Raw genomic sequence first — 22,313 nt, 5'->3', positions numbered from 1 at the left:
GACTTTGAAAATGCCTAACAATTTCTTGTTCGGTGCCGCTTCGGCCTCTTACCAGGTCGAAGGCGCATGGAACGAGGACGGGAAAGGCCTCTCGAACTGGGACGTCTTCTCGAAAATTCCTGGTAAGACATTTGAAAATACAAATGGCGACGTCGCAGTCGACCATTACCATCGTTACAAGGAAGACATCGCGCTCATGGCGGAGATGGGACTCGAATCGTATCGCTTCTCCATCTCATGGCCGCGTATCTTCCCGAACGGTACAGGTGAAGTGAATGAAAAAGGACTCGAGTTTTACAACAACTTGATCGATGAATGTTTGAAATATGACATCGTCCCATTCGTCACGCTCTACCACTGGGACCTCCCACAAGCACTTGAAGAAAAAGGCGGTTGGAAGAACAAAGAGACGGTTGACGCATTCGTCCGTTTCGCGGATACTTGCTTCCAATCGTTCGGTGACCGTGTCAACCACTGGATCACGTTCAACGAGGCGGTCATCTTCTGCTCACTTGGATACTTAACAGGCGCACACCCACCAGGCATCGAAGGCGACGTCAAAGGTTATTTCCAGACGACACATAACGTCTTCGTCGCTCACGCCCGTGCCGTCGAACTCTTCAAACAAAACGGTCACACTGGCGAAATCGGGATCACACACGTGTTCAACCCGGCGTTCAGTATCGATGACGCAGAGGAGAACAAGTTTGCCGAAATGCATGCGAACGCTTATGCGACACATTGGTTCTATGACCCGATTTTGAAAGGTGAATATCCAGAGTACGTCGTGAACGGTTTACATGAACAAGGTCTCCTTCCTGAAATGACAGAGGAAGAACTCGACGTCTTGAAGCGTACCGCTCCGATGAACGACTTTATCGGTCTCAACTACTACAGCCCGCAGCGCGTCATGAAAAATGACTCGGCGCTCGTCATGGCCGGTGGTCGTGAGAACTCGACAGGTCGCCCGGGTAACCCATCGTTCGATGGCGTCTACAAGACGGTCAAGATGGATGACAAAGTATATACGAAGTGGGATTGGGAAATCTCACCGGAAGCGTTCCTCGCTGGAATGCATATGCTGAAAGATCGTTACGGCGACGTCAAAATCTATATCACAGAGAACGGTCTCGGTGATGTCGACCCGATCGTCGACGGTGAAATCATGGACACGCCACGAATCGAGTACATCGAAGGTCACCTTCGTGCAGTCAAACACGCTGTTCAACAAGGCATTAACGTTGCCGGTTACTACGCTTGGTCTGCAATTGACCTTCTCAGTTGGTTGAACGGTTATAAGAAACAATACGGCTTCATCTACGTTGACCACAACAACGGTCTCGCACGGAAGAAGAAACAGTCGTTCCATTGGTATAAAGAGATCATCGCCACGCGCGCTGAAGACCTATAAGGAGGTTCCCCTATGAGCCGCTTAGAAAGAGTATTTGAAAAGTTCACCCCTGCTTTTGTTCGCTTCGCGAACGCCAAGCCCGTCCTTGCGATTAAGGACGGGTTCATCCTCACGATGCCGATGACCATCATCGGGTCGCTGTTCCTTCTCATCCTGGCGTTACCGATTCCAGGTTGGGCTGACTTCATGTCAGGTCTATTCGGGGCAGACTGGTCACTCCCGCTCACGCAAGTCGTCGGCGCGACGTTTGACATCCTTGCTTTGATCGGTGTTTTTGGAATCGCTTACTCGTACGTCAAGAACGAAAAAATCGAAGGCGTACCAGCTGGTATCCTCGGAATCATCTCGTTCCTCATCATCACACAAGCTTCTGTCTTGTCTGAAGGCGGAGAAACTGTTTCTGGGGTTATCCCGAAAGTATGGACAGGTGGACAAGGTGTCCTCGCTGCCATCCTCGTCGGATTGACAGTCGGATTCATCTACTCGCAGTTCATCAAACGCGGGATCAGTATTAAAATGCCAGACGGTGTCCCGCCAGGCGTATCGAACTCATTCTCTGCACTTGTTCCTGGTTTGGCGATCATCTCGCTCGCCGTTGCGACGTTTGCGATTTTCCAAGCGGTGGCAGAGCGTACGTTCACAGAAGTCATCTATGATGTCCTTCAAGCACCGCTTCAAAACTTGACTGACACACTCGCTGGAGCCGTCATCATCATGGTGCTCATGTCCGTCATGTGGTGGTGTGGAATTCACGGTGCCGCAATCCTCATGGGAATCATGGGACCCCTTCTCACAGCGAACGCGCTTCAAAACCAAGCCATCCTCGATGCTGGTGGTACGCTCGTCGCTGGCGAGAACGCAAAAATCGTTACGATTCAATTCCTCGACGTGTTCACGAAACTCGGTGGATCAGGGATCACAATCGGTTTCATCATTGCGACACTGATTGTTGCTCGTTCGGCACACTTGAAGCAGCTCGGGAAGTTGTCACTTGCCCCAAGTATCTTCAACATCAATGAGCCGGTCATCTTCGGGATGCCAATCGTCTTCAACCCGATTATGTTCGTCCCATTCGTTATCGTGCCGGCCATCGCTTCATTCATGGTGTACTTCGCCATCCTTTGGGGTTGGGTGGAGCCGTTCAACGCGCTTCAAGTACCATGGACGACACCTCCGGTCATCTCTGGATTCTTGATTGGCGGATGGCGTGCTGCGCTCTTACAGATTGCAACGATTGCCATGGCCGTAGCCATCTACCTCCCGTTCGTTCGCATTCAAGACCGCGTTTCGTATGGTGAAGAATTGCAAGCACAAGAAGGCTCAGATCAAGCATCAGCCTGAAACAAAAACGACAGCCCTTCTCAATAATGAGGAGGGCTGTTATATTTAGGGAAAAGAGTTAATGAGTTGGAAATTTGAAAGCTTATTACCCTTCTATATTCGCCGTTATCGCTGGTCTGTCCGGATTACTCGGATTGGCGCTTCAATCGGTCTACCCCATCCTGTTGTTTCCTGTCTTTTTACTCATTGCGGGATACTTTATGGTACATGCGAAGAAGCAGAAAACAACCGTCCGAAATTATACGCCGAGCTTTCTGATCCTATCGAGCGCCGCCCTTGCATTCGGTCTTGGCTTCCAATCGATCTTGCCGTATGCCATGCTCATCGGAATCGTGATCCATACAGTCTGTCTCTTCTGTGCCATCATCGCACTCGGACGATATCGTGCACATGTCTCATGAAGGCTGTGACTGGACTCGGTTGGGGCGCATTAATTTTAACACTCGCACTCGCCCCGCTACTTGCCGTCGATTTGATTCTCATCTATCTGCTTGAAGACACACCGTTCCGAATCTTATCGACTCTTGCGATGCTCGGTTGTTTCTATCTATTGTCGACAATCCTCAGTTTGTTCGTTGATGCGTTAACGGGAGCATTACGCTCGTTTGTTCATTCGAACATACCGCGTCTAATCGACACCATTCTTCACGGAACAGTGAGCGGAATCAGTCTATACGTCGTACTGACACTCTTTCCGTCTATCGATTTATCGACGCTCACCGTCATGGCGATTGTATTCGTACACTTATTCGGTGCATCATTTTGGCTAAATCGTGAGAATTCGAAAGAAGACGTACCTCTTGAACTTGATTCCATCGATCAGCAGATCATCCACCTGTTACGAACCGAAACCATCGTGTCTTGCGTCGAACGCATTCAGCATGATTACCCGAATTTACCGAAACGGAACGTATTGAAACGAGTCAAACGCATCAGTCAATCCAACGAAGTCACCGAACCGTTTCATGGTCGGTGACTTTTGTGCGTCATCACGAGCGAATCGTGAGATTTATCCTGGTGTTTCGTTGCCCAATCTATGTAAACAAACGCCAGCCCGATTTTTCGGTGCTGGCGTTTTACGTATCCTCTTTCCGAAGCGAGTAGCCATCCACCTCAAGCAGTCGCATCCGTCTCTGGTCAATCGCCGCATGAATAATCACAGTCACACCTGGATTGAGTTCCATCATCTTTTTGATTTTTCGTAAGTCGTCCCCCTTGATCTCAACTGGCAACACGAACTCGCCTTCTCTCAAATGAACGAATTTGATTTTCCCAAGGTCGTCATAACCCGTCACTTCGTATGTCGCAAACTCACGTTTCATAGAACATCCCTCCCCTATCCTCGTTCCCAAAAAGATAGCATTCCACACAAAAAATCCATCCCCGTAGCGGCAGGGATGGATGCATGTTACGCCTCGACGCTATCTGCGTGTTTGGCTTTACGGTCGGCGATGACACCGGCATACCACTTCGCGCTGTCTTTCCAGATACGCTCTTGTGTCTCGAAGTCGATATAGAGGATACCGAAGCGCTTCTCGTATCCGAAGCTCCATTCGAAGTTATCCATGAGCGACCAGAGGTAGTAGCCTTGAATGTTCATGCCTTCATCGTTCAGGTCAGAGACGGCTTCGAGGTGCTGGCGGACGTAGTCGATCCGGTTATCGTCATGGACTTCGCCATTTTCCAGCACGTCGTCAAATGCGGCGCCGTTCTCTGTGATGTAGATTGGAAGGTCAGTATACTCGGCGCGTAAACGACGGATCAGGTCTTTGAATTCGTTCGGGGCGATATCCCAGCCCATGCCCGTCTTCTCGTAGTCCGAGTAAGCGTCTGCCTTCAAGAAATCATTTGCTGCGTTAAACTCGACAATGCCACGGCTGTAGAAATTGATACCGAAGAAATCGCAAGCTGTCGAGATTGTCTCCATATCACCCGGTTGGATGAAATCAAAGTTATGCACATATTTGGAGAACAAGTTCATCATGTCGACCGGATACTCACCTTTGAAGACCGGATCGAGGAACCAGCGATTCGAATACCCGTCGGCATTGTTCATCGCAAGGCGGTCATTCGCCGAATCCGTCTTTGCGTACATCGGTGATAAGTTGAGCGTGATGCCGATCGGGGTCGTGGACGTCATCTCTCGCTTCAACAACTCGACCGCTTTTCCGTGCGACAACAAGATATGGTGCACGGCGCGCACCGCTTCGTTCATATCACGATGACCCGGTGCGTGAACACCGACGTGATAGCCGAGGAAGCCGGCACACCAAGGCTCATTGTGAGTGATCCAAGAGTCGACGATGTCATCGAGCTCTTCAAAACAGACTTTCGCATAATCGAGGAACCAGTCGACCGATTCACGGTTGACCCAGCCACCTTCTTCGTGAGCCCACATCGGAAGGTCCCAGTGATAAATGGTGACGGCTGGTTTGATTCCTTCTTCACGGAGACGCAGCGCCAAGGTTTTGTAGAACGCCATCCCTTCTGGGTTGTACTCTCCCTTGGCAGGGAAGATTCGTGGCCACGCGATGGAGAATCGATACGTGTCGACACCTAGCTTTTTGATATGCTGAATGTCTTCTTCGTAACGATGGTAGTGGTCACATGCGACATCGCCGTTATGCTTTTCAAACACGCGCCCATCGATGTCACAGAACATATCCCAGATGGAAGGAGTACGGCCTCCTTCGTTATGTGCGCCTTCAATTTGGTACGAGGACGTGGCTGTCCCGAATACGAAGTCTTTCTTAAAATGCATAGTGTTTTCCTCTTTTCTCTATATTTATTCTTTGACAGCACCTGCCGAAATACTGCTGACGATGTACTTCGATAGGAACAAGAAGGCAATCATGATCGGTACGACCGAGATTGCGATGCCCAGGTAAAGCGAGCCAAGGTTCTCTGCGACTTGTGATCCTTTCAAGAAGCCCATCAAAACAGGCAACGTGTATTTCTCAGGCGAGAACAAGAGGACAAGTGGCATCAAGTAGTTGTTCCATGAGCCGATGAACGTAAAAATCGACATCGTTGCAATCGCTGGCATCATCATTGGAAGTGCGATTGTGTGGAAAATACGTAGCTCGCTCGCACCGTCAATCCGTGCCGCTTCAATCAAACTGATGTGAAGCGTCGCTTGCGTATATTGACGGATGAAGAAGACGGTGAACGGTGTTGCAATCGCTGGGACAATCAATGGAATGAACGTGTCCAAAATACCGAGCGTTTTTGAGATCTCATAGAATCCAATGAGTCCGAGTTGCGCTGGCACCATCATCATGACAAGCATGAAGATGAACATCGCATTTTTCCCTCTAAAGTTATAGAACGTAAAGCCGTAAGCCGTTAGGGCTGAGAAGTAACCAGACAAGACCGTCACCGATACAGAGATGATCAAGCTGTTCTTGAAGCCGTTCCAAATGTTGATGTATTCGCTGAGCGTCGCATAGTTGTCTGCGAGCGCCGTCCCAGGAAGAAGTGAGAACCCAGCCATGATTTCTCCATTCGTCCGTGTCGCATTGACAATCATCATCAAGAACGGAATGAAACAGATAATCGCGAGAAGGATGAGCCCTGTATAAATCAAACCTCGTGCGAATCGCTTATTCGTTGTCTTCTTAGAAGGCGGCGCCACTTTAAGCGGACGCTCCTCTTTCCGTTTCGGCTGCGCTTCGCTATCTGGAAGCATTCGCCGTGATTCCGCATTTTGTTCCATTGCTTACGCCCCCTTCTGTGTCGCGCGCTCTTTGCGGAACATACCCTTGAAGACGACCGCCGAGAAGATCAGCGTGATCAAGAATAGGCCGTAAGCGACCGCTGACGCATAGCCATAGTTGTTGTACTTGAAGGCTTGGTTGTACAAGTAAAGCACCATCGTGTTCAATGAACCGTCTGGTGAACCGATTCCATCGGTGATCAACATCGGAAGGTCGAACAATTGAAGTCCACCGATGAGTGATGTGATCATGATGTAGAGAAGAATTGGTTTTAAGAGCGGCAATGTCACTTTCGTAAACATCTGCCAACGGTTTGCACCGTCGATGTGAGCGGCTTCGAAGTAATCTGTCGAGATTCCTGATACACCCGCCATGACGATGATGAAGGAGTGACCGAACCACATCCATGTCAAAATGAGTGAAACGGATAACTGTGCCGTCACCGGTTCTGCCAACCAGTTGATTGGATCCGAAATCAAGCCGATTTTCATCAACACCATGTTGAGTGAACCGTGCTGCCAGTCGAGCAAAATACCGAACAAGAGCGCGACCGAGCTGATTGTGATCAAGTTTGGAAGATAAAAGAACGAGCGGAAGAACGAGAGTCCTTTTAACTTCAAACGAAGATCAGAGAAGATGAGTGCCAAGAGAAGCGCCAATCCAATCTGCAAGACGAAGTTAATTCCCCAAATTTTGATGGTGTTGAAAAACGCCTCGATAAAGTACGTATCCGTCAACAACCGTGTGTAGTTCGCAAACCCGACGACCTCTTCACCCGGGCTCCCCGTATAGTTCGTGAAGCTATAATAAAGCGTTAAGAGGACCGGATAGATGCTGAATGTCAAGAAGACGACCCAGAACGGGGCGATGAACAGATAGCCGTAACGATCTAGTTTTTTCACGTGTATTTCTCCTTCCATAAGAACCGAGGGGGGAGCTCCCCCCCTCGTGTTGGTCATCGTCAGTCTACAACGATGTCTGGGTAAGCGTTCTTCGCTTGTTTTTTGAACTCTTCAATCGCTTCTTCTTTTGACTTTTTCCCTTCTACATACTGAAGGACAGATGCACCATAAAGTGTATCGAGCTGTTGGTCGTATTTCGTGACGATACCTGGTGTGATTTCATCTGCTTCATCGAGGAAGAACTCATAGTTGTTTTGTCCGCCGAGGAACTCATCGCTGAAGTCGTCTTTAATTTTGTCTGTGACCGGGTTGAACGCAAGTACGTCGCCTGTCTCTTGTGCCCACTCTGTCAAGAATTCTTCATCCTGTGTCATGAGTTTTACGAAGTCGTAAGCGGCTTCTTTGTTTTTCGATCCTTCATAGACTCCGAGCCATGTACCGCCCCAGAAGTATGGGCTTGGTCCGCTTGTGACAGCCCAGTCACCTGCAGTCTGTTTCGCGTTCTCTTTTAATACAGAGTGGAGACCCCATGTTGGGAGGACGTATGAGAAGACTTGTGTCTCTGTCTCTTTTCCGTTCTCTTTCACTTTGATTGGCTTATCAATTCCTTCGAACCATGATGGTGACCATTCTGGTGCGAGCGCAGTGTATTGCTTCTCACGAAGTTCTTTCGCATAGTCCATGTAGTTGATCTTATCTTCTGTCAAGACGAGTTCGTTTTTATCGTTGACCCACGCTTCTGGGTTTGCTCCTTGTGAGAACCAACGGATCGCACCTTCGTCTGGGAACATCTTGTATCCTTTTTGTTTCATCTTCTCAGCAACTTCGAAGACGCCGTCCATCGAACTCATCATTTCGCCGATTTCAGTCGGGTCGTCTGTACCAAGTACTTCTTTTGCTAAGCTACGTTTGTAGTAAACGCCACCTGGTGTCGTTTGCCATGAAAGAGCGCGAACGTTTCCATCTTTATCTTTCCCGAGGTCAAACACGTACGGGACGTAGTTGTCTGCGATTTCATCGACACTGTATGGCTCGTCCGAAAGGTTTTCCCAATAACCTGCATCAACCCATTGTTTAAGGAATGCGATTTCTCCCGTGAAGACGTCCGGTGCGCCAACGCCACTCTCAAGTGCTGGCTTCAATTTCGTTGGATAGTCCGCGATCGGGACGATAGTCAATTCAACTTTGACACCGTTCTTCTCTTCATAAGTTTTAATTGGTTCTTTTAATTCGTCCGTAAATGACCAAACTTTTAAGACGTCATCTTTTGATTCAGAAGCTCCGCCTTCGCTGTCTGAGCAGCCGCTCAAGACGCCAACTGAAAGTGCTCCGAGTGTAAGTAAGCTGACTAATTTACGCATGTGTTGTTCCCATCCTTTTTATAAGTAATAGTAGAAAGCGCTTGCAAAAAGAGGCTTAAAATTATCGAAAGCGCTTTCGGTTTAGTCGAAATAAAATATCGAAAGCGGTTTCGATTTTCTCTAAAAAATGAATTTCGAAATCGCGCTCCCCTCTCCATCCACTGAAGAAAAGAGAGCGACTTCGAAATATCATTGGCTATAAATCACTGTTTGACCGGTGCACAGGATGCCCGTTCGACTAAGCGTACCGGAATGACGCGACGTTCAGTGAGTCGCTCTTTCGCGGTCATTTGTTCAAGTAAAAGTTCTGCTGCCGCTTCTCCGATTTCGTCCGTATCTTGGCGAATCGTTGTCAGTTTCGGCGTGATATATTGAATCATTTCAATGTCATCATATCCGATGACTGAGATGTCATTCGGGACATGAAGACCATGTTCGTGAATCGCTTCGATGACACCGATTGCCATTTGATCCCCTGCTACAAAGACTGCAGTCGGTTGATCGTCTAGTTCAAGCAATCGTTCCATCGCTTGCTTCCCTTCCTCAACCGAGAAGAAACCGGCGTTGACGAGGTAGTCTGGTCGAATCGTAAGGTTCAGTTCTTGCATCGCAAGTTCATATCCTTTGATTCGAGCTGCTCCGGCGTCAATCGTTTCATCCCCAGCGATGTGGGCAATTTTTCGGTGACCGAGTTCATACAGATAATTCACGGCGAGACGTGCCCCTTCGATGTTATCGGAATAGACGACGCTACAGTTGGCGCTGTCCATATCGACGACGACGATCGGGATGTCGCTTCGCATGAGCTCTTGAACTTGCTCATCCATTCGGTCCGAGCAGATGACGACGATGCCGTCGACCGCACGGTGTTTAAAGTGTTCGAGGTAACTCATGTCACGATTACGCAGATTCCGCGAGGCGAAGATCAAATCATAGCCTTGCTCCTCTGTCGCGTGACGAAAACTTTCGATGATTCCGTTGAAGAACGGGTGTTTCATCCCAACTTCATTCGCCTCTGAGAACATGACCCCAATTGCCCATGATTTTTTCGTCGATAACGACTGGGCATGTGCGTTCGGCAAGTAGTCCATCTCAGCAGCGGCTTGAAGAATCTTCGCTCTCGTCTTGTCACTCACGTCTTTGTAATTGTTCAACGCTTTGGACACTGTCGTGATCGAGAATCCTGTTTTTTTGGCTAAATCATAAATCGTACCCATGTCATTCCCCTCTTCCCGAAAGCGCTTTCGGTAATTTGATTGTAGCGTATGGATTTGTAGGAATCAATTCTTTTTCGAGGAAACTTTTTGATTCTTTTTTCCATTCCTTGTTTCTTCTATATTACTGTATCGAGAAATTTTTGTCCTTAATGTGTCCGCGTGTACAACCACACGAGATTCGTGAACTTTTGCACTTCCGTCTCGCCTGTCACGCCTTTAAATAGCCGTTGGAATGGCTTTAACAATTGCTCTAACACGATTTTCCGAAGACGCTCTTGTTTAAGTTCGAACGAAATCGCATCGAACAAATCTCGCTGTTCTTCCGTCATGTCGACATGCTCTTCGATGCGAGCAGCCATCTCGATCAATTCTTCGATTGTTATGAGATGTTTATCTGTCGTCCCACGCATTTGATCGACAGTGACCGGGTTCAAGACGTGCTCTCCTGTCTCTATCATCCGAGCGGCAATCAATTCGACATACGTGTATAAGCTTCGGACGACTTTTTGAGGAGAGTAGGCAGCATTCGTGATGCGGTTCGTAAACAAGATATGTTGCAACATTCCGTTGAAGAGCACCGTCAATTCCATCGAATACGGTCTGACAGCCTCTCCGATAATTTCCGTCAAACGCATCGCAATCCATTCAATCTCATAAATACGATGTTGAAGAACAAGTTTCTTCAATTCATTCTCATTTGACGACATGATCGATTCAAATAACGCGTGCAAGTTCCGCTCTTCGTTCAATTGAATCAATATCGAAATCTGTTCGATGAAGACGTCACGATCTCGCTTATCCCGCCCCATCTGCATTTCGATTCGGCGTTGCCCTGCATCATATCGTAAGTTCTCGAGGATACTAGCGACACAATCCGTCTTAGATGAGAAGTAGTTATAAAACGTCCCTTTGGAGATGTTGGCACGGTCGATAATCTCTTGCACCGATGTGTGTTGCACTCCATTTTCGATGAAGAGAGACATGGCAATATCGGCGACTTTTCTTTTTTTCTCTTTCATTCTTACATGGCTCCGTTCTGTCTGGTTTGTACCTTTACTATAGCACCGAAAACCATTTTAGACTAATAGTACAAAATGGTTGCTTTATTTATACAACGGGTATAAAATCATCTCATCGACACTTACCAACACATAACTATTTAGAAAATAAAGGAGCCATCCATATGAAACCAGAATTCCAAAAGAAACCGCCTTACGTTATGCTGGCGGTCCTCTTTGCGGGTGCGTTTATCGCATTTTTAAACAACTCATTACTCAACGTCGCGCTCCCATCGATCATGGTCGACCTCGAGATTGCAGACTACTCGACCGTTCAATGGCTCGCGACAGGCTTTATGCTCGTGACGGGTGTGCTCGTCCCGGCATCCGCCTATTTAATCACTCGTTTTTCTAACCGAAGCTTGTTCATCACCTCGATGAGCATCTTCACCATCGGTACGGCGATCGCGGCCTTCTCGCCGAGCTTCGGCTGGTTGTTGACTGGTCGAATGATTCAAGCCATAGGTGCCTCAACAATGGGACCACTCTTAATGAACGTCATGCTCGTCAGCTTCCCGCGTGAAAAACGGGGGATGGCGATGGGGATTTTCGGACTTGTCATGATCTCGGCACCTGCGATTGGACCGACACTTTCCGGTTATATCGTCGAGTACTATGACTGGCGCGTCTTATTCGAAATGATTTTACCGCTCGCCATCATCGGTCTCGCGCTCGCTGTTTGGAAAGCAGAGAACGTCATGGTCCAAAACAAAGACCAGTCACTCGATTACTTGTCACTCGTCTTATCGACACTCGGATTTGGCGGGATTTTATACGGTGTCAGTTCAGCAAGCTCGGACGGCTGGGATAACCCAATCGTCTTGGCGACGATGATCGTTGGTGCCATCTCGTTGATCGCATTCATTTATCGTCAGCTCCATATGGAAAAACCATTGCTCGACTTGCGTGCTTACAAACATCCGATGTTCGCACTCGCGTCAGTCATTGCGATGGTAAACGCGGTCGCGATGTTCTCAGGTATGATTTTGACACCGGCTTACGTCCAAAGCGTACGTGGTATCTCCCCACTCGATTCAGGGCTCATGCTTCTTCCTGGTGCGATCATCATGGGAATCATGTCGCCGATCACGGGTAAACTGTTTGACCGATTCGGGCCAAAATTATTGGCACTTACCGGATTGACAATCACCGCGGTATCGACGTACATGCTCGCAAACGTCCAACTTGACTCGACGTATACGTACATCGTCTTGACGTACACGTTGCGTATGTTTGGGATGTCAATGGTCATGATGCCCATCATGACTAATGGACTGAACCAATTGCCGACTCGCCTCAATCCACACGGAACGGCCATCAACAACACGGCCCAACAAGTATCCGGTGCAATCGGTACGGCAGTACTCGTGACCATCATGAACTCGGTAACACGTACGGAAGCTGAATCATTGATGACAGGAGTCGATCCTGCGACACTCACTGAGAGCTCGATGGGTGCCATCACTCAGCAAGCCCTCTTGTCTGGGATTCAATATTCGTTCTATGTCGCACTCGGGATGAATCTCTTGGCGCTCCTACTGGCATTTTTCGTGCAGCGTGTGGATGTGCGGAAGTTCGATGACAATGCGGAAACTGTTGAAGAATTGAAACAAGCGAATTAATTATAGGAAAAGCCGTTCTGAATGATTGATTCAGATCGGCTTTTTTAATTTCTCATTCCCTTCATAAATAAATCTGAAATTAAAATTTAATCCTAATATGGTATTATTTCTCAATGGATAGGATTCGTTTAGGAGGGTACATATGATGAAAAAATTTTTTAGCTTAATGATCGCATTTCTGCTGATCACATCTTCTCTTCTCTCGACCGCATCAATCGTTGAGGCGGCCCCGAAGAAGCAGAATCGTGCTATTATGGGAGTATCGGCTTTAACTCCGCAACAAATGGCGGATTACGTAAAAAAGAAGAATCCTCGTGATGTCCGGCTCGCGAAAACGTCTGTCGAAGATTTGGCGAAACTCTTCGTCATCATCGGTGCTAAGGAAGGTGTTCGTGGGGATGTCGCATTCGCACAAGCATTGAAAGAAACCGGTTATTTCCGTTACGGTGGCGATGTCCTTCCGAAGCAGCATAACTACTCTGGAATCGGGACGACTGGAAATGGTGTAAAAGGTCACTTTTTCCGTTCCCCACAACAAGGGGTGACTGCTCAAATTCAGCATCTAAAAGCATACGCTTCAAACGATGCACTGAACACGAAACAAGTCGACCCACGCTTCCATCTCGTCAAGCGAGGCTCTGCGAAAACGTGGCCATCTCTTCACCAAAAATGGGCCATGCAGCCGAAAGGAAATTACGGGACCGAGATTCTTTCGATTTATCAAGAAATGTCGAAAACACCAAAACGTGCCGCTAAAGCAAAACGATGAGGAAATGTAGGGGTGAAAGAACGTGACGTGCAAACAAGTTAGACTCGCGAGCGGAATCGCATTATTCGTGACCGGCGTGATGTTGTTACTCAAACGCTAATGAGCATTTCGGACAATGGTCCGAGTGCTTTTTTTATGGATGAACAAAAAGCCATGGCACTCTATAAGTACCACATCCTTCGCTAACGTTTATATAACTCAATGCCCCCGATACTTCCCGAGCGCCCGCATGTTCAAGAGATACAAGACCCCCGCATAGAAAATTAAACCGAGTAAATACACCCAGATTCCTGAGAAGCCACTTCCGTAAATCATGACTTCCTTGATCGCTGTCGCTCCGTAGAAGATTGGCATGATGTAACTCAAGTTCCCGAGACCATATGGAATCAAGTCGAGCGGGATAAGTCCCGAGAAGAACACTTGCGGGATGATGGTGAACGGAATCATCTGTACGACTTGTAGTTCCGATCGGGCAAACACCGAGATGGTCGCCCCGAATAGCACCGCCGTACCCGCCATGAGTAGCATCGTCAACATGACCCACGCCATATTCCCGAGCGAAGACAGACCGAGCACATAAATCGAATAGAGCACGATGAAAATTGACTGAATCACCGCAAACGTTCCGTACCCGAGTGTATATCCTAAAATGACTTGCCCTCGCTTGATCGGAGTCATCAACAGTCGTTCGAGCGTACCGCCACTCCGTTCTTTGACGAGTGCCATCGCCGATAGGATGAACACGAAGAAGAACGAGAAGAGGGATAGGAAGACAAACCCGAACGAATCGAACGTCGACTGTCCTTCTTCCCCGTAGACGAATGACGTATCGATCTCGGCTGCAGGATTGAGCGTCGTCAACGCATCTTGAATCTCACCAACCGCCTTCGACGACTTCGTCGAAGGTTCGCGTAACGTGATGGTCGTTCCTTCTTGATTCATTTCAAACACGGCATCGACATGTTCATTGTCTTCGATATATACTTTTGGATCATCGAACGATGCCTGTTCCACTTCGAGCGTCTCGTCTTCAAACGCATTGACGAGCTGTTCGGGTGCATTGTCGTCCAGAACGACAGTCGGCACGTAATCCGAGTCACCGAGTAGGAAGTAGACGAGTGTCAAAATAAGAAGTGGCGCAATCAAAATCAAGGCGACGCTTCGTTTATCATTCAACGTTTGAAAGATGACACGCTTCGCTAAGTTACGCATGGTCACCCACCTCCTCTTTCCCAGCAATCAAGAACAGTTCTTCGACGCGACCGTTCTCGGTCTGGTCGAGCAAATCTTGCACATGGTCATAGGCGATCAACCGTCCGTTGTTAACGAGCGCGGCACGGTCGCACTCGAGCACTTCATCCATGACGTGCGTCGAGACGATGATGGTCGTCCCTTCCCTCCGAATCACCTGAAACTGATCCCAGATTTGACGACGTAAGATTGGGTCAATTCCGACCGTCGGTTCATCAAGAAACAACACATCCGGCTTATGCAAGATGGCGATGGCTAGTGACAGACGTTTTTTCATCCCGCCTGAAAAATTGCGGACGAGCTTATTCCGGTCGTTCGTTAAATCGACAAGGTCGAGCACTTCGGTGATACGTTCTTGGAGCGCCTTTTTCCCTAACTTATAGATTGAGCCGAAGAAGGCGAGGTTCGCCTCAGCCGACAAGTCTTCGTACAAACCATCGTTCTGCGGCATAAATCCGATTTGTTGGAGCATGTCCATGTTTGGCATCTTCGTTTCGCCGATATGGACACTTCCTTTGTCCGGTGCGAGGGCGCCGATCATAAGTCGGATGAGCGTCGTCTTCCCAGATCCAGAGGGTCCGAGCAAGCAGCAAATCTCTCCGGATGGGATGGTGAAGTCGATGTTGTCGATGGCGAGCTGGTCACCGAATGACTTGTCGACGCGTTGCAGTTGAATGTTCATTTCTGTCACTCCTTTTCGGCGCCTCATCGTGTATACTCAAGATAATCGACACCGTGTTGGTTTATATGTTCAGTATAGACCCCGTTCATTGTGGCAACAATCGTCAATATCGGGCATCGTGTCGGTTTTCCGACAGATGCAATGAATGTGTTGAGGAAAAGGAGAAATAATATGGAACAAACCGATTTACGCGTCATCCGGACGAAGAAGTTGATCAAAGATGCCTTCTTCAGCCTTATTGAGGAGCAGGGATTTGAGGCCGTCACCGTCAAGCAATTGACTGAACGGGCCGGCATCAATCGGGGTACATTTTATAGTCACTATGTGGATAAGTTCGAGTTGATGGAGAAATGCGTCGACGAGATCTTTGAAGAGGCTGAACAGAAGTTGATTCATCAGTTGCCACACATCTTCGGAGAAGAACGGACCAACAACTCGTATCATTACCTCATTCCGTTCATCCGTTTCATCGAAGACAACCAAATCATCATGAAGCCACTCCTCGGCCCGAACGGAGACCCGACGTTCCAGGCAAAACTTCGAAAGTTTATGCAAGCTGCCTTGTTTCAGCGCTCGCCTGTAACCTTGTTTAATCCGGATAAGATGATGGTCCCACCTCCATATCTCGTCGCCTATCTGTCTTCAGCGCACATGGGCGTCATCTACGAGTGGTTGAACAATCCGTCTTCGGAAGAGACAGCGGAAGACATCGCCCGGATTATCTATACGATCACTTATGAAGGACCACTCGTTGCCGGCGGTGTGAAGTCAAACGAATAAAGCCTCCCGCATATATTGCGAGAGGCTATTTTTACGAAACTCGAACGTGCACGTGTAAGTTCCCATTTTCTTCAGTTGTCGTCTGGTAAGCATTTTGCACCGCCTCTAAATCATGCCAGGCGATGCGGTATGACTTTTCTCGCATCCCTTCAAACTCGAAGGCGAGATGTTGTAAATCCGACATACCTAGGATGCGGTCAAACGGTCCACCCTCGCCAGTCCATTCCAATTGATTCGCCGAATCCTTCAATACGAGGTCGAGTCCATGCATCACTTTTTCTTTGATCAATTGTCCATCCGTCGCAACACGCATCCCGTCTTGAATATCATGCATTCGACACGATTCAATCTCATCAAACGGGATCGTGATTTCATCCCCGTTCGCAAAGTGAAGTGTGATTGTTTTTACGATCATCTTAGATTCCTACTTTCGTTCAGTCTCTGTTCCCTTACTATACATAACTTTTGTCGGTTCAGGGATGACATCTTTGTGGATGTGGCAAATCCGTAAAAGCATGTTCGTTTCATTTGGAAACGGGAATAGAAGAGGTAGCACTCATTCTGTTTTTTGAAAATAACACTTCGGAAAGGCGGCGAATATATGCCATCAGTGGAAAAGTCGGTCATCGTCATCGGCGGAGGGCTCGGCGGCTTGTCAGCGGCCATCTCACTCGCTCAAAAAGGTTACGACGTCTCACTCTACGAAAAGAACGATCACATCGGCGGGAAAGTGAATCGTCTCGAACAAGACGGATTCGGCTTCGACCTCGGGCCCTCGATTTTAACGATGCCTCACATCTTCGACAAACTGTTCCGTGGAAGTGGGAAACGGATGGAAGACTATGTATCCATCAAGCGGCTTGAGCTCGAATGGCGCTCGTTCTTCCCGGACGATACCGTCCTCGACCTTTACCATGACCTCGAACAGATGCAGCGGGCAAACCCTTCCCTCTCTCGAAAAGACATGCAGGAATATCGTGAACTGCTGAATTACGCAGCGCGCATCTATAAGACGACCGAGAAGGGATACTTGGCCGAAGGGTTTGAATCCCCATTAGAAGCCGTCATGAAAACGGGCATCTTCCCGACCCTATTCGGATTCGATTTGACGTCGACGATGTATAGCGCCATCAAGAAGCGCATCAGCAATCCACATCTTCGTGATATGCTGTCGTATTACGTCAAATATGTCGGGTCGTCTCCGTATAACGCACCGGCCGTCCTCAATATGATGATTTACATGCAATATGCCCAAGGCTGTTGGTATGTCGAAGGCGGCACCCATAAGCTCGCGGAAGGCTTGACGAAGCTCGCCGAAGAGATCGGTGTGAAGCTACATACCGGAGAAGGCGTGGTTCGTGCACATACGGTGAATGAGAAAGTGACCGCCATCGAGCTCGAAGACGGACGTCTCCGTTCCGCTGATTATTTCGTCTCGAACATGGAAGTCATCCCGTTCTATCAGAAGATGGTCGACGCCGACAAACAGTACGTCGACAAACTCGTCGATAAATATGAACCGGCGAGCTCCGGATTCGTCCTCCATCTCGGGGTGAAGAAAGCCTATCCTCAACTCGCGCACCATAACTTCTTCTTCTCCGAAAATTTGCATGAACAGATGGATAAAATTTTTGAGAAACATGAACTTCCGGACGATCCGACGATTTACCTCGTCAACGTCAACAAGACCGACCCGACCCAAGCGCCACCAGGACATGAGAACATCAAAATCTTGCCACACATTCCGTATATTCAGAATGTGCCGTTCACGGAAGAAGAGTACGCCGCTTTTGAAGAACGTGTACTCGACAAATTGGAACGAATGGGTCTCGATGGTTTGCGTGAACATACGGTGACGCGTGACGTATGGACGCCTCATGATATCGAGCGGACGTACGGATCGGACCGAGGTGCTATTTATGGAACGGTCGCCGACAAGAATCGGAACGGTGGCTTCAAGCATAAGAAGCAGAGCGAACTCTATCATAACCTCTACTTTGTCGGGGGAACCGTCAATCCGGGCGGTGGCATGCCGATGGTGACGTTGAGCGGTCAGCAAGTGAGCGACAAGATTGCGAAACGTGACAAAGTGAAGTGATTCTTTTATCCCTCATGTTCAATGAGGGATTATTTTTTTGAAACTTTTTCCAATAACCTTCCGTATATTGTGCAACGATACAAACAATCAAATAGACAAGCGGAGGAACAGGATGCATCAAATCACAAGTTATTTCTTTATGTATGCCAAAGTTGTCGTCACGGATAAGATTCCATTCATCTGGACATTCTTAATCCCACTCATAATCGCCTTGACGCAGTCATCTTCAGATATTCGCCAAGCAACGACAGCGGAATACTACCCAGGGCTCTCTTATTTCTGGGTGTATATTATTCTTGCTACATATGTGAACGGTGTCGGCATCGAACTCGCTCGTATGCGTGAATACGGACTGATGAAAACGTACGTGATGATCTCAGGCAACAAACTGACATATGTCATCGCCGTCATCTTGGCGCAACTCTTATTCGCCTCCATCAGCTTAACTTTATTCACAACGGTCGTCACGCTCGTACACGGGTTCTTTTCGTTCAAGTTGATTGCAACGTCTCTACTCGTATTGATTGGCAGTATCCCGTTCGCGGTTGCCAGTGTCGCCATCACGACACTTCCAGTGAAAGTATCGAGTCTCGGGACGTTCGCGAACATACTGATGTTCCCACTCTTTTTACTGGCGATCAAGTCACCTGATCAATGGTTCAGCTTCCTCAACCCGTTCTACGCGCTTCACGAATTCGCGCTCGGGTTGCTGCATCTGACGACTCAAGTCGAGCTCTCGTTCGGAGTATGGGCGACAGGCCTCTCTGTACTTGGGTATTTCATCATCGGCGCGATTGCGTTGAAACGCTTCAGTCTCGTCTCACTCATCACACGCTAGGAGGTTCTTATGCACGTAAACCAACTCACTTATCGCTATCCGAAAGCGGCACGTCCTGTTCTCGATGATGTCTCGTTCACACTGCAATCGAATAAACTGAACGTTTTGATTGGACAAAATGGTGCTGGGAAGACGACCCTGTTTGATTGTATGACCGGGGCACTTCCGGTCGACAAGACATCACTCGAACTCGTTCCGACGACGGACATGCTCTATTTGACACAACTCATGTACAACCATCATGAGTTGACGGGGAAAGACTTCGCCTATTTCATCGGACGTCTGTCGCAACGTCCCGACTTCAAGAAACTCGAATCGTATATGAATAACCTTTCAACTTCTCGCGAACAAGAACTGTTCGAACATCTATGGACGATGAAACTCGGGAAGATGTCGGTCGGGGAGAAGAAATGGCTCTTCGTGACGCTCTTATCTTCAATCAAACGTTCTCTCTATTTATTTGATGAGCCGACGAGCGGGGTCGACCCGGCGTCCCGCATTCAAATCATGCGCCGCCTGCAACGACTCGTCGATGAGGGCAAGACATGTCTCATCTCCACACATCAGTTACATGACTTGGTTCAACTTGATGCCCATGTCATCTTCCTGCATGGTGGACGCGTTTTGTATGAAGGGGACTTCCAAGACTGGCTCGACGAGTCTGGAACGACCGACCCGGACGAAGCGTTCGTTCGGATGGTTGACACGCCGCTTGACGATGTAGCGGTGACACGATGAATGAATCTTTTTGGGAACGATACCGGTTCACATTCTATACAATCGGCATGGTCGTCTGCGGCTTTCTCATTTCCATGTTCTCATAATAAAACTCAGCCCTGACGTGTGTCAGGGCTGAGTTTTATTGTTCACGATGTGCGCGTCGTAATTCCCGATTCGTCACGTGCTCCGGGTCCGCTTCACGTAGTTTCCGGTCCATCGACACGTACAAGATGAGGAGCGGAATGATGCCAATCAATGCGACACCGAGTAGTTCCTGCATCGAATCCAATACGAACCACGTGAGGAAAGTAAATACACCAAGTGATCCAAACATGGCGACGATGATTTGAAATTCTCGACGAACGAGACGTTGGTATTCCTCGTCTTCGTTAAATGTACGTAACAACTCCATCCGTCGCCATGCTTGATAGAGCATCGGTAGTTGGGTCACGAGGAAAGAGAAGGCAACCGTCGTCACCGTGATACCTCTTATGACCGAAACAACGAGAAGGAGAAACAGACCGATGATGCCAAATATCGCGCTGACCCCTCGCGAATCGAGATCCTGTTTCACCATTTTGGGGAGGCGTTCTTGTTTATTCATCACGCTTCACTTTTTCGTTTTTTCCGTTGCAGCTGGACATGACCGAGTTCAACACCCGTCACGTGTAACGAATCGATTTCTTTTAGCTTGCGGTCGATTGGAAAACTGAGAATCAACAGAACTATGATTCCAATAAATGCAATGATAACGAAAGTGAACAATGAAATCCACTCAAGCTCCGCACTGGTAATCAGTATGAGAACAAGTAATGGCGAGGTAAGACCCAATAAAAATTCAGATCGCACGAGTTGTTGATACCGTTTGTCTTCGTTAAATGACAGTAATAACTTCTTGCGGTGCCATGATTTATATAAGGCAGGAAATTGTCCGAAAAAAATCATAGCATACAACAAGAAGACGTTCGTCGTCCATATATAGAAGAAGGTCAAGACGATGGCCCCAATCAACGGAAGGGTCAATTGCTTCTTTCGTTTTTCATCATCTTTCAACATCTGTTCTAATCTAACTTCATGGTCTACCATCGAATCCCCCTTGTGTGTGTTCTTTATTTTTCTATACGGAAACTATGCTCGATTAGTTTCATCCTCTACGCTTCTCCCGGTTCATCAATCCCAACAAACTCTCGACCACATGCTCGTCATCAATCTTTAGAATTTTCCAGTCAATCCATGACTCGAGAATGAGACAACTCGCAATCAGCATCGCACAGCCAAGGCTTAACGTATCAAGCGATATGTACTTCAGTGCATAAAGCGCCATCATCGATATGACACCAATCAAGAGAATAAACTGAATCATGCCTTTTAGATAAATAAAGCGTTGGTACGTGGATGAGTCATTGAACTGTAAAAACAACTTGATTTTATGCCATGTCGCTACCAGAAGCGGCATGAGCATCGCCGCACAAAAGATGAACAGGGATAGGCTCATTCTGGAATCATTGAACAATAGCCAAAGCGCCGTCACTACACCGATGATGATCACTAGTAGCGGACCCTTTTTAGTCCATGCCTTGTCGTACAAGTATTCCATTCGTTCTTCACGTAACACCTTACACACCTCCAACAGTAAAAACCATCCAATTTATCGATATCTATATCTTAACAATCTATAAGCAAACTTTCGAGTTTTTCCCATTAAAAAGGAAAAAGCATCTGACGATTGTCAGATGCTGATTAATTTGAATGCCGGCGAAGGAGTCGGAATAAAAAGATTCCAATCATCGTCAACAACCCTAAGTTTAGAATTGTCCATCCCATGTCCATCACTTGTTGCATATCATTACCCCCTTCTATCCTGTTCTTCTAAATTATACATATCTTTTCAAAAAAAGATTCGGTCAAATTGTTCTTTTTATCCTTTTTTTCCTAATGAGTCAAAAGTTTTGGTTACATCTGGTCAATCAACGGAATAGAAGTCAACGGTGATGGACCCGATCTGTCATACTCAACTGAATCGACAGCAGCATGGACAAACTTGTTCAAAACGTGGAACTTCTTTTTAACATTTAACTCGCTCGATTCATCGACGCGCGAGTTGGTTTACCCTTTCCACTCAATTGAAATACGAGCACCCCACCAACGATTAACACAATCCCGACGACTGTCTTCCATGTGAACGGGACGGCCGTCAATCCGAACCAACCTAACGTATCCCAAAGGAGCGCGAACAAGATTTGAGACACCATGACGATCGATATGGCATAACTCGGTCCGAGGCGCTCGACCCCTTGCGTCACACTCATGACGACCCCGACGCCGAGGATTCCGCTGAACCAGTACCATGTCTCCATCTCCTCTACTCGGAACAAGCCACCACCTTCCTGAAACAGACCGATGAGTAGCGATGCTAAAAATCCAAGACTGAGAACGAGCGTCGTCGTCGCCCATGCCCCGACATGCTTCTTGACGTTGGCGTTAAACGTGTTTTGCACACAGACGAGCATTCCGCCGATGACAGCAAGCATCATCCCAATCGCCATA

24 protein-coding genes are annotated in these 22,313 nt (G+C 47.9%); 10 read left to right on the top strand and 14 right to left on the bottom strand.

Annotation, left to right across the window (positions count from 1 at the left end):
* Nucleotides 1-4 precede the first annotated feature (4 nt).
* The 4 genes from KNO72_RS14345 (at nucleotide 5) to KNO72_RS14330 (ending at nucleotide 3,728) form a co-directional block, all read left to right on the top strand.
* The gene (locus KNO72_RS14345; RefSeq protein WP_214758675.1) at nucleotides 5-1,411 is read left to right on the top strand and encodes a GH1 family beta-glucosidase; all 1,407 of its coding nucleotides are present in this window, start codon (nucleotides 5-7) and stop codon (nucleotides 1,409-1,411) included.
* 12 nt (nucleotides 1,412-1,423) lie between these two features.
* The gene (locus KNO72_RS14340; RefSeq protein WP_214758673.1) at nucleotides 1,424-2,752 is read left to right on the top strand and encodes a PTS sugar transporter subunit IIC; all 1,329 of its coding nucleotides are present in this window, start codon (nucleotides 1,424-1,426) and stop codon (nucleotides 2,750-2,752) included.
* A gap of 74 nt (nucleotides 2,753-2,826) precedes the next feature.
* Nucleotides 2,827-3,153, top strand: a complete 327-nt coding sequence (locus KNO72_RS14335) for a hypothetical protein (RefSeq protein ID WP_214685732.1) — start codon at nucleotides 2,827-2,829, stop codon at nucleotides 3,151-3,153.
* The gene (locus KNO72_RS14330; RefSeq protein ID WP_214758671.1) at nucleotides 3,150-3,728 is read left to right on the top strand and encodes a hypothetical protein; all 579 of its coding nucleotides are present in this window, start codon (nucleotides 3,150-3,152) and stop codon (nucleotides 3,726-3,728) included. The genes KNO72_RS14335 and KNO72_RS14330 overlap by 4 nt, the downstream gene beginning before the upstream one ends.
* A 100-nt stretch (nucleotides 3,729-3,828) precedes the next feature.
* On the opposite strand, the gene KNO72_RS14325 is transcribed toward KNO72_RS14330, so the two are convergent.
* The 7 genes from KNO72_RS14325 to KNO72_RS14295 all read right to left on the bottom strand — a co-directional run bounded on the left by KNO72_RS14325 (nucleotide 3,829) and on the right by KNO72_RS14295 (nucleotide 10,967).
* On the bottom strand, nucleotides 3,829-4,074 hold the full coding sequence (locus tag KNO72_RS14325) for a hypothetical protein (RefSeq protein ID WP_015880666.1): 246 nt from the start codon (nucleotides 4,072-4,074) through the stop codon (nucleotides 3,829-3,831).
* An 86-nt stretch (nucleotides 4,075-4,160) separates the two neighbouring features.
* Nucleotides 4,161-5,513, bottom strand: coding sequence for a GH1 family beta-glucosidase (locus tag KNO72_RS14320; protein ID WP_214758669.1), 1,353 nt, complete (start codon nucleotides 5,511-5,513; stop codon nucleotides 4,161-4,163).
* A gap of 24 nt (nucleotides 5,514-5,537) precedes the next feature.
* A complete protein-coding gene (locus KNO72_RS14315) occupies nucleotides 5,538-6,467 on the bottom strand; it encodes a carbohydrate ABC transporter permease (protein WP_214685726.1) in 930 nt (309 codons plus the stop codon).
* A gap of 3 nt (nucleotides 6,468-6,470) precedes the next feature.
* Entirely contained in the window at nucleotides 6,471-7,370 is a 900-nt protein-coding gene (locus KNO72_RS14310; RefSeq protein WP_015880663.1) for a carbohydrate ABC transporter permease, read from the bottom strand.
* Nucleotides 7,371-7,429: 59 nt separating this feature from the next.
* The gene (locus KNO72_RS14305) at nucleotides 7,430-8,731 is read right to left on the bottom strand and encodes an ABC transporter substrate-binding protein (protein WP_214758667.1); all 1,302 of its coding nucleotides are present in this window, start codon (nucleotides 8,729-8,731) and stop codon (nucleotides 7,430-7,432) included.
* Between the two features lie 203 nt (nucleotides 8,732-8,934).
* A complete protein-coding gene (locus KNO72_RS14300; RefSeq protein WP_214731934.1) occupies nucleotides 8,935-9,948 on the bottom strand; it encodes a LacI family DNA-binding transcriptional regulator in 1,014 nt (337 codons plus the stop codon).
* Between the two features lie 146 nt (nucleotides 9,949-10,094).
* Nucleotides 10,095-10,967, bottom strand: a complete 873-nt coding sequence (locus KNO72_RS14295) for a TetR/AcrR family transcriptional regulator (RefSeq protein ID WP_214758665.1) — start codon at nucleotides 10,965-10,967, stop codon at nucleotides 10,095-10,097.
* A 164-nt stretch (nucleotides 10,968-11,131) separates the two neighbouring features.
* Between KNO72_RS14295 and KNO72_RS14290 the strand changes: the two genes are divergently transcribed.
* Nucleotides 11,132-12,628 (top strand): DHA2 family efflux MFS transporter permease subunit, encoded by a 1,497-nt coding sequence (locus KNO72_RS14290; RefSeq protein ID WP_214758663.1) that lies wholly within the window; start codon nucleotides 11,132-11,134, stop codon nucleotides 12,626-12,628.
* Between the two features lie 145 nt (nucleotides 12,629-12,773).
* Nucleotides 12,774-13,397 (top strand): glucosaminidase domain-containing protein, encoded by a 624-nt coding sequence (locus KNO72_RS14285; RefSeq protein ID WP_251028371.1) that lies wholly within the window; start codon nucleotides 12,774-12,776, stop codon nucleotides 13,395-13,397.
* A gap of 198 nt (nucleotides 13,398-13,595) precedes the next feature.
* Here KNO72_RS14285 and KNO72_RS14280 read toward each other — a convergent pair whose 3' ends face one another.
* Both KNO72_RS14280 and KNO72_RS14275 read right to left on the bottom strand, forming a co-directional pair.
* Nucleotides 13,596-14,609 (bottom strand): ABC transporter permease, encoded by a 1,014-nt coding sequence (locus KNO72_RS14280; protein ID WP_214758659.1) that lies wholly within the window; start codon nucleotides 14,607-14,609, stop codon nucleotides 13,596-13,598.
* Nucleotides 14,602-15,330 carry an ABC transporter ATP-binding protein gene (locus tag KNO72_RS14275; protein WP_214758657.1) on the bottom strand — a complete coding sequence of 243 codons (729 nt, stop codon included), beginning with the start codon at nucleotides 15,328-15,330 and terminating at the stop codon, nucleotides 14,602-14,604. The genes KNO72_RS14280 and KNO72_RS14275 overlap by 8 nt, the downstream gene beginning before the upstream one ends.
* 171 nt (nucleotides 15,331-15,501) lie before the next feature.
* On the opposite strand from KNO72_RS14275, the gene KNO72_RS14270 reads away from it, so the two are divergent.
* Entirely contained in the window at nucleotides 15,502-16,110 is a 609-nt protein-coding gene (locus KNO72_RS14270) for a TetR/AcrR family transcriptional regulator (protein ID WP_214685710.1), read from the top strand.
* A gap of 31 nt (nucleotides 16,111-16,141) precedes the next feature.
* Here the strand turns inward: KNO72_RS14270 and KNO72_RS14265 are convergent, their stop codons facing one another.
* Entirely contained in the window at nucleotides 16,142-16,525 is a 384-nt protein-coding gene (locus KNO72_RS14265; RefSeq protein ID WP_214758655.1) for a hypothetical protein, read from the bottom strand.
* Between the two features lie 186 nt (nucleotides 16,526-16,711).
* On the opposite strand from KNO72_RS14265, the gene KNO72_RS14260 reads away from it, so the two are divergent.
* From KNO72_RS14260 to KNO72_RS14250, 3 genes are all read left to right on the top strand, one after another.
* Nucleotides 16,712-18,208 carry a phytoene desaturase family protein gene (locus tag KNO72_RS14260; RefSeq protein ID WP_214758653.1) on the top strand — a complete coding sequence of 499 codons (1,497 nt, stop codon included), beginning with the start codon at nucleotides 16,712-16,714 and terminating at the stop codon, nucleotides 18,206-18,208.
* A gap of 112 nt (nucleotides 18,209-18,320) precedes the next feature.
* Nucleotides 18,321-19,046, top strand: a complete 726-nt coding sequence (locus tag KNO72_RS14255) for a hypothetical protein (RefSeq protein ID WP_214685708.1) — start codon at nucleotides 18,321-18,323, stop codon at nucleotides 19,044-19,046.
* Nucleotides 19,047-19,055: 9 nt separating this feature from the next.
* A complete protein-coding gene (locus KNO72_RS14250; RefSeq protein ID WP_214758651.1) occupies nucleotides 19,056-19,784 on the top strand; it encodes an AAA family ATPase in 729 nt (242 codons plus the stop codon).
* 121 nt (nucleotides 19,785-19,905) lie between these two features.
* Here KNO72_RS14250 and KNO72_RS14245 read toward each other — a convergent pair whose 3' ends face one another.
* From KNO72_RS14245 to KNO72_RS14230, 4 genes are all read right to left on the bottom strand, one after another.
* Nucleotides 19,906-20,370 (bottom strand): hypothetical protein, encoded by a 465-nt coding sequence (locus KNO72_RS14245; protein ID WP_078146209.1) that lies wholly within the window; start codon nucleotides 20,368-20,370, stop codon nucleotides 19,906-19,908.
* A complete protein-coding gene (locus tag KNO72_RS14240) occupies nucleotides 20,370-20,852 on the bottom strand; it encodes a hypothetical protein (RefSeq protein ID WP_214685702.1) in 483 nt (160 codons plus the stop codon). Before KNO72_RS14240 ends, KNO72_RS14245 begins: the two co-directional genes overlap by 1 nt.
* A gap of 58 nt (nucleotides 20,853-20,910) precedes the next feature.
* Nucleotides 20,911-21,381, bottom strand: coding sequence for a hypothetical protein (locus KNO72_RS14235; protein ID WP_214758649.1), 471 nt, complete (start codon nucleotides 21,379-21,381; stop codon nucleotides 20,911-20,913).
* Between the two features lie 457 nt (nucleotides 21,382-21,838).
* Nucleotides 21,839-22,312: a DMT family transporter gene (locus KNO72_RS14230; RefSeq protein ID WP_214758647.1), complete on the bottom strand. Its 474-nt coding sequence runs from the start codon at nucleotides 22,310-22,312 to the stop codon at nucleotides 21,839-21,841.
* Nucleotide 22,313 lies beyond the last annotated feature (1 nt).

Source organism: Exiguobacterium sp. s123, from assembly GCF_018617075.1.
In the GTDB taxonomy this organism is placed as follows: Bacteria; Bacillota; Bacilli; order Exiguobacteriales; family Exiguobacteriaceae; genus Exiguobacterium; species Exiguobacterium profundum.
This window is presented reverse-complemented; position numbering and strand designations above follow the sequence as displayed.